General features: G+C 44.5%; 16 protein-coding genes and 1 other annotated feature. Of the genes, 9 read left to right on the forward strand and 7 right to left on the reverse strand.

Features of this window, described 5'->3' with window-relative positions:
* The first annotated feature begins 77 nt into the window (after positions 1-77).
* Positions 78-425 (forward strand): DNA primase, encoded by a 348-nt coding sequence (locus tag QNH28_RS24870; RefSeq protein WP_283908982.1) that lies wholly within the window; start codon positions 78-80, stop codon positions 423-425.
* 98 nt (positions 426-523) lie between these two features.
* Here QNH28_RS24870 and QNH28_RS24875 read toward each other — a convergent pair whose 3' ends face one another.
* Together QNH28_RS24875 and cyoE are read right to left on the reverse strand one after the other, a co-directional pair.
* Positions 524-1,147: an SCO family protein gene (locus QNH28_RS24875; protein ID WP_349655014.1), complete on the reverse strand. Its 624-nt coding sequence runs from the start codon at positions 1,145-1,147 to the stop codon at positions 524-526.
* A gap of 17 nt (positions 1,148-1,164) precedes the next feature.
* A complete protein-coding gene (gene cyoE / locus QNH28_RS24880; RefSeq protein ID WP_042191612.1) occupies positions 1,165-2,097 on the reverse strand; it encodes a heme o synthase in 933 nt (310 codons plus the stop codon).
* A gap of 242 nt (positions 2,098-2,339) precedes the next feature.
* Between cyoE and QNH28_RS24885 the strand changes: the two genes are divergently transcribed.
* Both QNH28_RS24885 and QNH28_RS24890 read left to right on the forward strand, forming a co-directional pair.
* Positions 2,340-3,341 (forward strand): metal-dependent hydrolase, encoded by a 1,002-nt coding sequence (locus QNH28_RS24885; RefSeq protein ID WP_283908983.1) that lies wholly within the window; start codon positions 2,340-2,342, stop codon positions 3,339-3,341.
* Positions 3,342-3,449: 108 nt separating this feature from the next.
* Positions 3,450-3,638: a hypothetical protein gene (locus QNH28_RS24890; protein WP_042130914.1), complete on the forward strand. Its 189-nt coding sequence runs from the start codon at positions 3,450-3,452 to the stop codon at positions 3,636-3,638.
* A 1-nt stretch (position 3,639) separates the two neighbouring features.
* Here the strand turns inward: QNH28_RS24890 and trpS are convergent, their stop codons facing one another.
* A complete protein-coding gene (gene trpS, locus QNH28_RS24895; protein WP_283908984.1) occupies positions 3,640-4,626 on the reverse strand; it encodes a tryptophan--tRNA ligase in 987 nt (328 codons plus the stop codon).
* A 61-nt stretch (positions 4,627-4,687) separates the two neighbouring features.
* Positions 4,688-4,927: a binding site (T-box leader), on the reverse strand.
* Positions 4,928-5,061: 134 nt separating this feature from the next.
* On the opposite strand from trpS, the gene QNH28_RS24900 reads away from it, so the two are divergent.
* The gene (locus QNH28_RS24900; protein ID WP_283908985.1) at positions 5,062-6,036 is read left to right on the forward strand and encodes an aldose 1-epimerase; all 975 of its coding nucleotides are present in this window, start codon (positions 5,062-5,064) and stop codon (positions 6,034-6,036) included.
* Between the two features lie 204 nt (positions 6,037-6,240).
* A complete protein-coding gene (locus QNH28_RS24905) occupies positions 6,241-6,471 on the forward strand; it encodes an alpha/beta-type small acid-soluble spore protein (RefSeq protein WP_042130917.1) in 231 nt (76 codons plus the stop codon).
* Between the two features lie 143 nt (positions 6,472-6,614).
* Here the strand turns inward: QNH28_RS24905 and QNH28_RS24910 are convergent, their stop codons facing one another.
* Positions 6,615-7,025 carry an O-methyltransferase gene (locus tag QNH28_RS24910; protein ID WP_283908986.1) on the reverse strand — a complete coding sequence of 137 codons (411 nt, stop codon included), beginning with the start codon at positions 7,023-7,025 and terminating at the stop codon, positions 6,615-6,617.
* Positions 7,026-7,452: 427 nt separating this feature from the next.
* The gene (locus tag QNH28_RS24915) at positions 7,453-9,252 is read right to left on the reverse strand and encodes a M3 family oligoendopeptidase (protein ID WP_283908987.1); all 1,800 of its coding nucleotides are present in this window, start codon (positions 9,250-9,252) and stop codon (positions 7,453-7,455) included.
* Positions 9,253-9,370: 118 nt separating this feature from the next.
* Here QNH28_RS24915 and QNH28_RS24920 point away from each other — a divergent pair, with 118 nt between their 5' ends.
* Positions 9,371-9,562 carry a YycC family protein gene (locus QNH28_RS24920; RefSeq protein WP_283908988.1) on the forward strand — a complete coding sequence of 64 codons (192 nt, stop codon included), beginning with the start codon at positions 9,371-9,373 and terminating at the stop codon, positions 9,560-9,562.
* On the forward strand, positions 9,559-9,789 hold the full coding sequence (locus QNH28_RS24925; RefSeq protein ID WP_060625581.1) for a hypothetical protein: 231 nt from the start codon (positions 9,559-9,561) through the stop codon (positions 9,787-9,789). The genes QNH28_RS24920 and QNH28_RS24925 overlap by 4 nt, the downstream gene beginning before the upstream one ends.
* 92 nt (positions 9,790-9,881) lie before the next feature.
* On the opposite strand, the gene QNH28_RS24930 is transcribed toward QNH28_RS24925, so the two are convergent.
* Positions 9,882-10,592, reverse strand: a complete 711-nt coding sequence (locus QNH28_RS24930) for a DUF2225 domain-containing protein (protein WP_283908989.1) — start codon at positions 10,590-10,592, stop codon at positions 9,882-9,884.
* A gap of 36 nt (positions 10,593-10,628) precedes the next feature.
* The gene (locus QNH28_RS24935; RefSeq protein ID WP_042130923.1) at positions 10,629-11,012 is read right to left on the reverse strand and encodes a globin domain-containing protein; all 384 of its coding nucleotides are present in this window, start codon (positions 11,010-11,012) and stop codon (positions 10,629-10,631) included.
* Between the two features lie 412 nt (positions 11,013-11,424).
* Here QNH28_RS24935 and ylbJ point away from each other — a divergent pair, with 412 nt between their 5' ends.
* Together ylbJ and QNH28_RS24945 are read left to right on the forward strand one after the other, a co-directional pair.
* The gene (ylbJ, locus tag QNH28_RS24940) at positions 11,425-12,687 is read left to right on the forward strand and encodes a sporulation integral membrane protein YlbJ (protein ID WP_283908990.1); all 1,263 of its coding nucleotides are present in this window, start codon (positions 11,425-11,427) and stop codon (positions 12,685-12,687) included.
* Between the two features lie 76 nt (positions 12,688-12,763).
* The gene (locus QNH28_RS24945) at positions 12,764-13,567 is read left to right on the forward strand and encodes an NAD kinase (protein ID WP_283912259.1); all 804 of its coding nucleotides are present in this window, start codon (positions 12,764-12,766) and stop codon (positions 13,565-13,567) included.
* Positions 13,568-13,692: the final 125 nt, after the last annotated feature.

Here is a 13,692-nt window from a genome sequence, read left to right on the forward strand (position 1 = left end):
TGTTAAAAATGACGATCCTTCGGTAAACTATAATGAGCCTGAAGCTTGGACCCATTCCCGGAGGTGATTGTCAGCTAATGTCCATAACAATTATTGTCGAAGGTAAGAACGATCGCAGCAGATTACGACGCGTGCTGGTACCGGAAGTAGAAATCCTATGTACCTTTGGTACATTAAATACACTAAAATTAGAATCCCTCCGCAAACAAGTAGGAGATGGAGAAGTATACCTTTATTTGGATAACGATAGCTCTGGCAAAAAAATACGCAGTGTGCTCCGGGATGCCTTCCCTGATGCCGATCACATTTATACTCGTCGCGGATATGCTGGTGTGGAAGGTACGCCTGATGAATACAACATCACTCAGCTCGAAAAGGCTGGATTGGAAGATTTCATCGTCTATCCTGAGCCACTTCCATTTTAAGCGTTTATACTTTCTTAAATTTTTTTAAAAAAAACGCCTTTTTCGTAATCCCATCTATAAAAAGGGATTCGAAAAAGGCGTTTTTAATGTTTGATGTTCTATTCCCGAGCCAATTCCTTCAGCTGATCAGCAAGAAATTCAGGAGTTACGTTCTCCGTATCTCCTGCGTCATACAATGCACGAAGTTGATTGTCTCGGTCAACTAACGCTATACGATTGGCATGTACGAAATTTTCTTTGGAATTCCCTGCGATTAGTACCTTAAAAGAATCCGTCGCTAACTTACGAACTTCTTCCTGATCCCCCCGCAAGAAATACCATCCATCATAATTCGCCTGAAACCGGTCTGCAAAAGCCTTAATAGCTTCCCGAGTATCATTCTTCGGATCAAAAGAGATAGAAACAAACTCCGTATCTTTACCAAAACTGCCATCCTCGACCAGAATCTTTTGTGTCTGAGATAACAAAAACGTAGTTATAGGACATACATCCGGACATTGTGTAAAAAAGAAGTATACCAGCCGTGCTTTACCTTGTGTATCAGCCAGAGTAACCTGGTCTCCATTCACATTTTCAAGAGAAAAGTCCTGTACTTCTCCGATTACTGGCAGCTTCTCTTTTCCTAAATTCAAAGAGTTAATTGCCAGATAACCAGCCATAATCAAAGCAAGTAATAGTAGAAGCCAAGTCCATTTATAACGCTTAAAGGTCTGCACGGACACGTATACCCTCCCTCTTCTTAACCGTGAATCGTATTTAATACAAGTACGATCAAACTAACTGTCAGGTAGTTAATGGAGAAGAGGAAGTTCTTCTTCGCCCAGACTTCATCATCCTTAGCCTTAAAGCCCATCAAGGTCAATACTAACCAAGCCAGGGACAACGCTGATGAAATGATTAGAAAAAATATGCCTGCGTAATCGTAGGCGTACATTAACACTGGAATAGGCAGCAAAAGGGCGACATAAGGAATCATCTGGAATTTTGTACGTCGTGTTCCTTTAACTACAGGTAGCAATGGAAATCCTGCCGCTCTGTATTCTTCTTTACGTCTTATCCCCAAAGCCCAGAAGTGAGGAGGTTGCCATAGGAACAACATAGCAAAGATCAGCCAAGCACCTAAGTCAACGGTTCCTGAAACCGCAACATAACCAATTACCGGAGGCATTGCTCCAGATATCGCACCTACAGAGGTGCTCCATGTTGATGTCCGTTTCAACCAAAGCGTGTATACTACAACGTAAACGAACATGCCAACAATTCCAAACAGACCGGCAAGCATGCCAGAAAAAGCAAACAGCACGATCAAACCTGCAATACCAAGCCCAATGGCGTATAATAATACAGTGTTTGGTTTCAGTCGTCCTGTAGGAAGTCCCCGTTCACGGGTTCTTTCCATCTTCATATCTAGATCACGGTCGAAATAGTTATTAAAAACGCAGGCCGAAGCCATAACCAGCATTGTACCAAGCAGCGTTAGAACTAACCTGCCGTAATGAACATCCCAACCCGAGGCCAGCCAATATCCCGCAAAGGCCGCAATAAGGTTAGATCGGATAATACCGGGTTTTGTTACAGCAATGAAATCACGCCAGCTAGCACCTTCCGGTGGAGATTTTGCAGACATGGCTGCAGAGTCGGAAGAAGCTTGAAATGTTATATGATTGTCCACACCTAATGATCCTCCTTCTAAACGAACATGTAACGTTCTAACCGAAGTTGTTTTAACTTCGCTGTTAACTTTATCATAACAAACCCGTGAAGACTTTGACAGTCATGGAACAGTAAGTTCATGAATTCGACAATTACGTGACAATATTTATTTTGTATTTATTACACTCCCCTTAATAACCAGAGCTAAATTTGGGTAATTATTAAATAGAGAACTTCCGAACAACAAAGGAGAACTGACCAATGGATACTGCTACACATTTAGTTATGGGCCTAGGCTTAGCTGGGCTTTCCTTCGTTGATCCCATCGTTGCTTCTGATCCGAAACTGGCCGGAGCTGTTATGCTGGCAACAGTAATCGCCTCTCAGGCTCCTGATGCCGATACTGCGCTACGACTGAAGGACAATGCATTGTATATTCGAAATCACCGAGGAATCACGCATTCCCTACCCTTTTTAATTCTGTGGCCCGCCCTGATTTCCTTCGTGTTAGGGCCCTTATTTGGTTTTACTGATTTACAAGCTCTAAGCCATATTGCGCTCTGGAGCTTCATTGGTGTAGGTGTTCACGTATTTTCTGATCTATTTAATACCTATGGCACTCAGGCTGCACGTCCATTCACGGAGAAATGGATTGCATGGAACATCATCCACATTTTTGATCCATTTATATTTGGTAGCCATATCGCAGCCATCCTTCTCTGGATCACCGGGATCGTTCCACCGCAGCCTTTATTTATTACGCTGTATGCCTGTACTATTCTTTATTATATTTGGAGAACCATCGTTCACGCACGCCTTACGCGTAATATCAAGCTTAAGGATTTACATCATAGTGCTGGCGAACGTTATATTGTAATCCCTACAATTTCACTAAAGCGCTGGAACATAGTAAAGGTGAAAAAAGATGGCAGCTATGATGTAGGGCAGCTAGTCAATAACAGACTGGAATGGTTCAAACATGCTGTATGCTCGACTCATCCCGCTGTGGAGATATCCAAGTCGCACCCTGATATTCAGTCCTTTCTATACTTCACCTCTTATGCAGTAGCCGAAGTGGAGGAACTTCCTTCAGGATATATGGTGCGCTGGGGGGACGTGCGTTATTTACATCGCAAACAATACCCATTTGTGGCTGTGTTAGTGATGGACAATCAATATCGCCCTTTAAATACCTATGTAGGTTGGCTTAGCAGCGAGAAGCTCGACAAGCGATTTTCCATTGACCCTGGTTCTTTAAGATGAAACTGTAGACTTACGCAGAGATCTATTCTATAATCACAAAAAATCCCGGAGTATTATTATCATACTCCGGGATTCATTTTAGCAGACATAGAAAGGAAGGCTCTCCTAATGGGTAAAGGACTTTCACTTTGGTTCGCTTGTTCTTCTATTCTTATTCTTACTGCCGCTTCAATCGCGATCAGTTATAGCTTTTGGTTGGCACTTCTGCTCGGGTTTCTCTGTGTCATGAATATTGGCTGGGGATTTATCCTCAAGGCCAAGATCAGACGCAAACAGGAAAGCCTGAGCGCTGATTAAATTAACGAGCTGGCAGAAATCCCATCCGTTCTTTAACTCCATTCAACGTCTCAGTTGCAACAATACGTGCACGACCAGCACCTTCAGCGAGAATATCTGTAATCGCACCCGAGCTACGAATTTCATTATATTTTTGTTGTAAAGGCTCAAGCGTAGATACAACCACTTCAGCAAGATCCTTCTTAAAGCCGCCATACATTTGCCCTTCATAACGATCGGCAATTTGCTGGAGTGTCATTCCAGAACATTCGGAATAAATACTCATCAAATTACTGATCTCTGGCTTATTAGCTGGATCAAAAATCACTTCACGTCCTGAATCAGTCGTTGCACGGCTGATTTTTTTACGGATCACGTCCGGTGAATCCAACAGAGCAATGTAGCTGCCAGCGTTAGGGTTGCTCTTGCTCATTTTTTTGGTACCATCATCCAGAGACATAATACGTGCACCCACCTCTGGAATGTACGGCTCCGGAATGGTAAAGAATTCACCAAAACGATTATTGAAGCGGCCAGCTAAATCACGAGTCAGCTCCAAATGTTGCTTCTGATCTTCTCCGACCGGCACAAGATCTGCGTTATAAACAAGAATATCTGCTGCCATCAAGGAAGGATAGACGAATAAACCAGCGCCAACAGAATCTTTACCTGATGATTTATCTTTAAACTGGGTCATACGCTCCAGCTCACCCATTGCTGTAAGTGTCGTCATGATCCAGCCTAGTTCAGCGTGTTGTGGCACATGCGACTGCATATAGACATTAGAACGTGCAGGATCAATTCCCGCTGCAATAAAGAGGGCTGCTACGGACTCTGACTGCTCACGCAGTGCCGCCGGATCTTGTGCTACAGTGATCGCATGCATATCGACAACCATAAAGAAACATTGATGATCATCTTGCAGCTTCACAAAATTTTTCAGTGCTCCAATATAGTTCCCCAGTGTAAGTGAACCGCTCGGCTGAATGCCTGACAATACTTTTTTCATAATATAGACCTCCGTTTGATGTCATTTCTAAGTTTCCGAGAACGCAAAAAAAGCCCCATCCGCAAGGGACGTGAGACCGTGGTGCCACCCTTATTCGCTGCTTAATCTTGTTTAGACAAGAAGAAAACAGCCTTAGTCTTCCGTTAACGGGGAAGATCCGGCCGGTCTACTAGGGCATTTAGCTCCCGTTCAAGCTCGGCGCTCAGGGGTCCATTCATCAGGTTTGTCCTACCGGTTCGCATCAACCACCGGCTTTCTGAAGGTGCAATACCTGCCTACTTGTCCCCGTCATCACATTATCATCATGAATTAATGCCTTCATCATAGAACCATAAAGAGAAGTTGTCAAATCACTTAACCACTACCGTATAAATCTGTTATGATAAGGTTATCCATGTTCTATTCGATTACAGTTACGATAAAGGAGCATATCTCATGAAACAGGTGACCAAAGGGCAGTGGGGCGGTTATGATACTTATATTTTGCACAGCCGTGAACTGGAAGTCACGCTTTTGCCGCGACTAGGAAATAACGTGATTTCATTGTTTGATGTAAAGAAACAACGGGAAATTCTACGGCGGCCTGATGAAAGCGATCAAGCTTTCTTTATGCAAAAACCTTACCATTTTGGCATGCCGCTATTAATTCCACCCGGAAGAATTCGCAAGGGCCAATTTCAGTTCGAGGGTACAAGTTATCAATTTGACCAGAATACCGCTAATGACAATCATATTCATGGTCTACACCGAACTCAGGCTTGGTGTGTCAGCGATATTGAAGAAGATGAGGATGGTTGCGCGGTCACTACTGAATTCCGAACGGAAGATGATCCTCACTGGATGGAGCAATTCCCTATCCCACTTAAATTCGAAATGACATTTAGGCTTCAGGAAGCCCGACTTACCCAAACTTTAAAGGTTACAAATCTCGGAGATCATCGAATTCCTTTTGGAATCGGTTATCACACATGGTTTATGATTGATGGAGAACCTGAGCGCTGGAATCTTAAACTCCCAGTAAATAGTATTTATGAACTGAACGATGAATTGCTCCCTAGCGGCGATCTAATTCCACTTGGTGATCTGGAAGCCTTGAACACCGGAATGAACATGCAGGGAACTAATTTTGATACCGCTCTACGTATTGGAGAAGAACAGCCCGTAGAAGCCTTATTATTACGAGATGATGGTTATGGCCTTCGTTATACTGCTGACGAGAATCTATTCCGTCACTGGGTGCTATATACCAAAGGACCAGCAGATCAATTTCTGTGCATTGAGCCCTATACATGGCTCGCGAATGCACCAAATGTATCCGACGATGCTTCCTTCACCGGTCTTTTAACGATAGAACCCGGTCAAAGTCAGAATCTATCCACCGTGCTGGAAATGATCTATCCTGAGATTTAAAGCAGATATACATTATATCGGTCTTCCTTTACGATTACGTAAGGGAAGACCGATTTTTTTTGTTTGATTCCTAGCAATTAAGAAGTTTATATCCTCACTTTTAATTCACTAAAAATTACCATCCTTAAAACCTTTCGAACGGATGCATGAATTAACCTCTTAGCGCTCATACTATCTTCACAACGGGCGAAGGAGGTGACACACATGGGTCAAGCAGGTCAAGGTCGTAGCAGTCGTTCCAATAACCTGGTCGTTCCTCAAGCAACTGCGGCATTGCAACAGTTGAAATATGAAGCAGCACAGGAGCTTGGAGTAACGATCCCAGCTGACGGTTATTACGGGAACTACACTTCTCGCGAAACTGGTTCTCTGGGCGGTTACATCACTAAACGTCTAGTACAACTGGCAGAACAACAACTGTCCGGTCGTCAGTAACAACGTTATCTTAAGTGTTTTATCCGGCTAGGGCGATATCAAGCCTAAAGCCGAGTAGCTTTTGAGCCCTCTCACACTTCTTTCTGAAGCTGTGGGAGGGTTTTTGATTTAAAAAAACATTTCAAATTTTATGTAAATAACGCTTAACCAAAAAATTGTTCGGAACTTTCCACATAGGCATTACGAGGCGATCGAATCATTAGATTCGCCATATTGTAATTGGACTCCAACGTAGCATCTACAATCACCATTCCCTGTCTGATGGCGAACTCATAAGAAATTTCACCATGCGTCCAACGCCGCTTGTATTTCAGACTTTCCAACGCCATTAGTCGAAAAGAAGACTGCTGCCCCTCTGTCATCCCTTCTTTCACATCAGTGAATCCCCCACTCCGTCCAGAAAGCGGATTATGTCGTATGCCGAATTTTCCGATCATGTTATTTCGTATTTGCACAAATACCGTTCCAGAAGTTAATCCCGATAATTCTTCCTGCAGCTCCTTAAACACCATATCCATCTGTCTCGCTAATGATAGTTGTTCTGTCTTAAGCATACTTTTCCTCCTAAAAGTTTTGTGAGCTTAGCTTCGTTCGAGTTCACTTCGTACAAAACTTGCTTCGTAAGCATTCACTTAGTTTTGTGAGCTTGCTTCATTCGAGTTCACTTCGTACAAAGCTGACTTCGTAAGCGCTTGCTTCATTTTGAGAGCTTAGCTAAGTGGTTTTTCTAGCACGCCTTATATAAGGCTTAAGACTCATTATAGGTTACTGATAAAGGGTAAACAACATTATTCGGAAAAATTGGGTTATTATCCCTATAGATGCGCAAAATCCATAGATTAATCGTATATTTATTTTTAAAAATCGTGTTTTTTCGACATTATACCATTAAAAAAAGCCCCTATATCAGGGGCTTTTGCGTATTCATACTGAAAATTAGTTGCTTTTTTTACCGTGAAATTTGTCTTACTTTAGACTTTTTTAAATTAAGTGCTCCGTCATCTCCAAGAACTCATTAATGTCAGCTACGATCAGATCTGTAGCACCTTGCCAGAAGTCCGGCTTCGTCAGATCCACACCCAGATGCTTAAGTACCAAATCCTCTAAAGTCATCACACCAGTATCTTGCAACAAGTTATCATATTTGTCTGCAAAGGAAGCTCCTTCTTGCAGAGCCAGTCGATACAAGCCTGTGCTGAACATGTAACCAACGGTATACGGGAAGTTATAGAACGGCACATCAGTGATATAAAAATGCAGCTTTGAAGCCCAGAAATGAGGATGGTATTCCGAAAGCACTCCACAGAAGGCTTCCTTCTGTGCTTCCACCATCAATTCAGACAGCTCCTCAGCATTCACAAGTCCTTCCTTACGTTTCTCATAAAAGCGAGTCTCGAACAAGAACCGTGCGTGAATGTTCATAAAGAAGGCCACGCTGTTCTGAATCTTCGTTTCAAGCAGCGCCAGCTTCTCTTCAGCGTTGCTAGCGGCTTTAACCTGAGCGTCAGACACAATGACCTCTGCGAAGGTTGAAGCGGTCTCAGCAACGTTCATGGCATAGTTCTGATTAAATACAGGTTGATCGTCCAGCAGATAAGAATGATAAGCATGTCCCAGCTCATGCGCCAAGGTTGAAACATTGGAAGTGGTGCCGCTATACGTCATGAATATCCGTGATTCCTTGCTCTCAGGGAAGGATGTACAGAAACCTCCAGGGCGTTTCCCCGGACGATCCTCAACCTCAATCCAGTTATTATCAAAAGCACGCTCTGCAAACTCGGCCATTTTCGGACTAAATTTGCGGAACTGGGTAACGATATCTTTAGCAGCCTGATCATATGGGATTTTACCTGAAGATTTGCCCACAGGCGCTTCGACATCGACCCATGAGAGAGCATCCAGTCCAAGCAGCTTTGCTTTTCGCTGAAGATAGGTCACGAGTGCAGGCTTGCTGTTCGTAATCACGTCCCACATCGCATTCAAAGTATCTTGTGACATCCGATTGATGCTCAGCGGATCTTTCAGAATATCTTCCCAACCTCTTCCTTTATAGAGCTTCAGACGGAAGCCTGCTAAGTGATTCAAGGTATCCGCACAGTTATCTGCTGCTTCGGTCCATGCTTCTTCCCATTTATGGAACATGGATTGACGTACTTTCGGATCTGGATCATCCAGCTTGTTAAAAGCTTGACCTGCGGAGAGCAGCTTTGTTCCTTCTTCATCCTCAAACGGGATCTTAATCGAGCTTACAATCGTATCATAGTGCCCGCTCCATCCATGATATCCGTCAACGGCTAGTTCTAGCGCTAAGCTTTCCAGCTCTGGACTCATCTTCTCACGGGCCAAGTCACGGCTCTCGCTCAGCACGAACGTTAATGGAGCAATCTCCGGACGTGCCATCCACTCTGCCCATACCTTGTCCGTAGTCTGACGAAGCACGTTACTGAATTGTGAGCTGATGCCTTCGAATCCGGCACGCATACTTGTCACTCGAGCCGCCAGTCTTACCGCACCCTTGTCCATTTGATTCTGAGCGCCCAGACAGTCTGCGAAGGAAGAGACCTCCACAAGTCTTCCTGAACAGCTCTGAAGCAGTTCTATAACCTCGTCCAGCGCCTTTGTAGACTCAACATCCGTTGGAGCTACAGCATTCTTCACCAGACCCTGTAAGGCTGTAATATCTTGTTCAAGATTCTTTAAAAAGCTTTCTAACTCAATAGAGGACGATCCTCCAGGAAATATGGAATCAAGTTCCCAAGTCAGTGATAATGATTGTTTCATGTCTTCTCACCATTCCTTTGCTCTCATTTGGTTTTCTTTGTAATTGACTTAACACCATGGTAAAGTGAATAACGATACCGGAACATTCATAGCCGATAAACTTTAGGAGGGCATCCATATGAAGCCACTACAAATTTCACCGGAAACAGCCATAACGTTATCCAAGCAACTAGGCGTTCCACTGGAACACTTGATGCATATGCCCCAACATATTTTGCTACAAAAAATAGCTGAGCTATCCAAAAAGCAGAATTCACCGCAAGCTGAGGATGGAAATAAAGAGTCTCCTTCTGGGATGGATTCACAATGATTCCTTTTAGTCATACCTGGCCTTATGACATTATTTTAGGCGATATGTATGTGCAGTATTGCCCTTTCTGCAGCTCGGAGAATGTTCTTCTCCCTATGAAGCCAAAAGAATTGCAAATCGTTCGTGACGGCAAGAAAAAACTACTTGTCTTCCCATGTTGCAGCGCCAGTCCCACAGTTGTAGATAACGACGGAGATTACCTCCTATTCGATCGGGCAGTCCGATAAATTGAAGGTCATCTAAATCCCAATCTTACCATTTTTATAAAGCGCAGACGAGAGCATTACTCTCTTCTGCGCTCTTTGTTGTTCGTGAAACTTTAAGAACCTGAAGGCAATCCCTCAGCATCAATATCTACAGCTTCGCCGCGCATTTGCTCTCTTAGCACAACCCACTGCTCCCTGGCAGCTCTTATCATCGCAGCATCCATAATCTTCTGATCATTAATCAGGCGGGAGAACCACATTACAGCCACAGAGAACTCTCCGATGCGCCGGTTAAGTTCGCCGATAAGATACATGAGCCGGGCATCATTGCCAGCTATTCCGTCTTTTTCGTATACCTTCACATATTCAGCTAATGAATAACGCAAAAAGCGTTGTTCCTGTTCCGTATTCCCTTGATAACGATACAACCAGGCAATGTGATGAAGCAGGCTTGCAATAATTCGATCCTTATCGTTAATACTTTGAGCGCATAAAAGCGCCAGTTTATAGGTCTCAAGTGCAGTTTCCCAGCTTCGTTTATCCCCAAAGTCACGGCTCTTCCATCGTTTTCCTACCTGTTCATTAAATGCCTTTCGCTGCAGATCCGTCAGCTTGTCCGCTGAATTTTCTGTAGAGGCAAACCCACAACTCGGGCAGACACGTACAACATAATAATCCGGATTCTCGTTTTTGTAATATGCGCAAAAATCAGCATCGCGGCGGATAGCCTTTTTCAGGCTAGGGCGTACGCGAGAGGTTGAAAATTCATGTTCACAATTGCAACATTTGACCTTAATAGAATATAGGGGTATTAAGTCTGGCAAGTACTCTCATTCCTTTCAGGATCAACCTGTCCCTTATTATTCCTGGGGCATGTTAACAAAATGATGTGCGGGACCTGCAAGGCGACTAAGCACGAAGGAACGTAGCGGCTCTTCTACGCCAGTTTCCACGAGCGCCTCTTTCATACACTGCAACCATTCTTCAGCACGTTCTGGAGTAATGGGAATATGCATATGCCTTGCTCTCATCATGGGATGTCCATGCAGTTCTGAATACAATGGGCCACCGCCAAAAAACTGTGTCAGGAATTGATACTGCTTCTCCAGAACAGGAGAAATATCTTCAGGAAATAACGGACCCAGCTGCGGATGAAGCTGCACTTTGGCATAGAACACTTCCACCAATCGATGTAGCGCCTCAGCTCCTCCTAGGTTCTCATATATACTCTCATTTGGATTCATTGAGGTTACCAGCTCTCTTCCATATTAATGAAACGTTTCTTACTTTATTATACCAAAAAAAAGCACGGCTGGGATATCCGTCGAAAGTGCCCCTAAACGCCAGAAAAAAGACGCTAAACTAAAGTTTAGCGCCTGGAGGTTATTGTCAGTAGGTCCGAAATTCTTCATCACCTGCAGGGACGAGAGAGACCCGGATCACATATACAAAAGCACAAACGAGAACTCCGGCTACAACGCTCATCGCCATCACTCCATCCCATTTATTCTTGTAACAGAGGGTGCATTTCTTATTTACATAATATCATATTCCGAGCGAAAAAGCACAGATTAATGTAACCGCTTCCTTTATTTTTTTTGTGCTGTTTGTCTTTCTTTTTGCATACATCTAACCATAGATCAGGAGGCGTTAATTATGACTTTTAAAAAGATTGGCGGCCCACTGCTGGGATTAACATTAGCGGGCTGTATGCTGCTGATGTTGCTTCATCCGGAGGCATCCCTTGGCGCAGCCTTACGAGGCCTGGCCATCTGGTGGGATGTGTTATTCCCCTCCCTATTTCCATTCTTCGTCATATCCGAAATCATGCTAGGCCTAGGGATCGTTCATCTCTTCGGTGCACTGCTCGATCCATTGATGCGCCCTCTTTTTGGTATACCAGGTAGCGGCGGGTTTGTCGCTGCGATGGGATATGTATCAGGATATCCTGTTGGCGCTAAATTAACCGCTAAGCTGCGGGAACAGAATCTGATTAGTAGAGTAGAGGGCGAACGATTAGTCGCTTTCACAACCTCCTCTGACCCAATCTTTCTGTTAGGTGCAGTATCGGTTGGTTTCTTTCGAGATGCATCGTTGGGGCTCATCCTAGCCCTCGCCCACTATGGGAGCGGTTTGATTGTTGGCTTGCTAATGTCGTTCCATGGACGCAAAGAACAGAGATCTCCGTCCCAAGACCCATCCTTAACTAGTTCTGCTGCCCCCTCTGTACCAGCCAAAAAAGGCTTTGGAAGAATACATGCAGCACTCCTTGCTATGGAGGAGGCACGGCGCAAAGATGGACGGAGCTTTGGGGAGCTATTAAAGGGCGCAATTCAGTCTTCACTAAAGCTTATTATTGTCGTAGGAGGGCTGGTTGTATTCTTCAATGTGTTAATGGAGCTGCTCGCCCGCGCCGGAATCATGTCCTCATTATTTAGCATGGCCGGGCATCTTGTCTCGCTAGTTGGAGGACCTCCCGAATTAGCTCAGGCCTTAATCAGCGGATTGTTCGAGGTCACCATCGGTGCCCGCTCGGCCGGTGAAGCCGCTTCTTCCATCCCGCTTCAATTCAAGGTAGCAGCAGCGGCCTTCATACTCTCTTGGGGCGGCTTATCTGTACATGCCCAGGTGGCAAGTATTCTGAACGGTACTGGGCTGCGGTATCTGCCCTTTTTGACTGCACGTCTAATTCACGCCATACTCGCATCAGGACTGGTCTTGCTGCTCTGGAACCCTGTGATGAAGACAGGACTGTCTACCGCATGGGTAGCATTACCCGCCTCTGTTGCCTTTACTCCTTCTGCCTCCGGGTTCACGGCAAGCCTCGCTCTGCTCAGCCTATTATTAACTGCTGCAATTCTAGTCTCACTGCTTGTTCCTACTTTCATGAAAATGGTTCGATGGATGCGGCGAAGTTGATTAACATATTGTGTTCCGGGTCAAGATTGATTATGATCGGTGTATGACTGAATTATACAAAAGGAGCCTGTACATCTTGAGATATTATGTTCTGGACCGCGGTGATGAACTATCAATCAAACTTGCCGAGCAGTTTCACAAGCTGGCGGCCGAGCGGGACCTGCAACTGGACGCCGAGTCTCCCGAAATCGTCATCTCTATTGGCGGAGACGGCACAATGCTGCACGCTTTTCATACCTTTATCGATCAAATCCCCAATTTAGCCTTCGTAGGTGTGCACACAGGACACTTAGGCTTCTATGCGGACTGGCAAGCTGAAGAGCTGCCCACCTTAATCGACTACATGTGCGGAACCGAGGATTCTGAGCCTCAGAAACCTCGTATCGTGAAATATCCGTTACTTGAGCTGGAAATTCACAAGAAATCCGGTTCTTCGTCTCACATTGCCCTAAATGAATTCACCCTTAAAGGGGTAGATGGAACTATAATGATTCAAGTTGACATCAATGATGTTACCTTCGAAATGTTCCGGGGTGATGGACTTTGTATTTCTACTCCTTCTGGTAGCACGGCCTATAACAAAAGCCTTGGGGGAGCCATGGTTCACCCATCTATAGAAGCGCTGCAGATTGCCGAAATCGCCTCAATTAACAACCGTGTATTTCGAACAATGGGGTCGCCATTACTACTGCCGAAGCATCACCATTGCGATATTATTTCATGTAAGGATCAGCGCTTACTACTCACGATAGATCATAACAATATTCCGGTAGACGACCTGATTTCAGTACGCTGCCAAGTATCGGACAAGAAGGTCAGTTTCGCCAGGTACCGTCCTTTTCCGTTCTGGAACCGTGTTCGTGAAGCTTTTTTGGTTTAAGATTAACCTTCGATCCAACGATTTTCAGTGGCTGGAGATATCCATTTCTCCGGCTTTTTTGTGTGACAAAACTAACACCAACTGATAGACTGAGAGAGAAGCCAAATGGTATAATGAGGCTATTT

The sequence above is a fragment of the Paenibacillus sp. G2S3 genome (assembly GCF_030123105.1).
GTDB lineage: Bacteria > Bacillota > Bacilli > Paenibacillales > Paenibacillaceae > Paenibacillus_AQ.